The organism is Mesorhizobium sp. M5C.F.Ca.IN.020.32.2.1 (assembly GCF_004023105.1).
In the GTDB taxonomy this organism is placed as follows: domain Bacteria; phylum Pseudomonadota; class Alphaproteobacteria; order Rhizobiales; family Rhizobiaceae; genus Mesorhizobium; species Mesorhizobium wenxiniae.
Map to the genome: position 1 here is coordinate 1 of NZ_RZSX01001228.1, position 1,412 is coordinate 1,412.

The 1,412-nt window shown below is 64.6% G+C and carries 1 pseudogene; it reads right to left on the minus strand.

Annotated features, from left to right (window positions below):
* Positions 1–1,409 (minus strand): annotated as a pseudogene (locus EOA86_RS34650) (DHA2 family efflux MFS transporter permease subunit); the annotation flags it as partial.
* Between the last annotated feature and the right edge of the window lie 3 nt (positions 1,410–1,412).

Below are 1,412 nucleotides of genomic sequence, written 5' to 3' on the forward strand. Positions count from 1 at the left end.
CGGTGGACCCGCCTCCAGCGTCTTGGGCGCCGTCAGCCCGCCATATCCTGACACGGCGTTGCCGGCGTTCGGCGCCAGCCGCATGAATGACAGCGATGCGGCCGCCGACACCGCCGCGACGATGAAGAACGCGATGTGGAAGTCGCTCAGCGTCAGCGGCCCGCCATGGATTGTCGTCGACACTTCCAGGATGCCGCCGGCCAGCGCCACGCCGAGCGCGATCGACAGTTGCTGGAACACCGCGGCGATCGGCGTTGCCTTGCTGGTGTCGGCGGTCGAAATCTCGGCATAGGCAAGCGCGTTGATGCCGGTGAAAAACATCGAGCGGATGAAGCCGCCGACGAGCAGGGCGGCGAGGATCAGCACATAGCGCGTGTCGGGCGTGAACAAGCCGTTGATGGCGATCGACGCCGCCGCTATCAGCGAGCCGAAGATCAGCACCCGGCGGAAGCCGGCGACCCTGAAGATCAGCGCCGTGACGAATTTCATGCCGATCGCGCCAATCGCCGCCACGAAGGTGATCATTCCCGACTGGAACGGCGTCAGCCCGAAGCCGATCTGGAACATCAGCGGCAAAAGGAAAGGCACGGCGCCAATGCCGATGCGGAACAGCCCGCCGCCGAGAACCGAGGAGCGGAACACCTGGTTGCGGAACAGCTCGAGCGCCAATAGCGGATTCTTGGCGCGGCGCGCATGCAGGAGATAAAGCACAGCTGACGCCAGCCCGACAGCCACGGTGAGAAAGCCGGCGATCGGCGGCAAAGCGGGCAGGCTGACCACCGACAGGCCGAACACGATGCCCGATGCCGCCAGCCCGCTCAGCACGAACCCGATGAAGTCGAGCGGCGGCGTCTGCGCCGATTCGGTCTCCGGCAGGAAACGCGTAGCGAGCCAGATGCCGATCAGCCCTATCGGCACATTGATCAGGAAGATCCAGTGCCAGGTTAAATAGGTGGTGATGAAACCGCCGACCGGCGGACCGACCAGCGGCCCGACCAGGGCCGGGATGCTTAGCCAGGACATGGCGGCGACAAGCTCGCTTTTCGGCGTGGCGCGCACCAGCACAAGCCGTCCCACCGGAGTCATCATGGCGCCGCCAATGCCTTGCAGGAAGCGCGACATCACGAAAGCCGGCAGCGAATTGGACACGGCGCAGGCGACCGAACCGACGATGAACACGGCGATCGCCGCCCGAAACACGTTCTTGGCGCCGAAACGATCGGCCATCCAGCCGCTGATCGGAATGAAAACTGCCAGCGACACCAGATAGGCGGTCAGCGCCAGCTTGAGCGCGACCGGCTGGTCTGGAGGTCGGTGGCGATCGCCGGCAGCGACGTTGCGATAACGGTCGAATCCATGTTTTCCATGAACAGAGCGACCGCCAGGATAAGCGGAATGGTGCGGTTCATGGA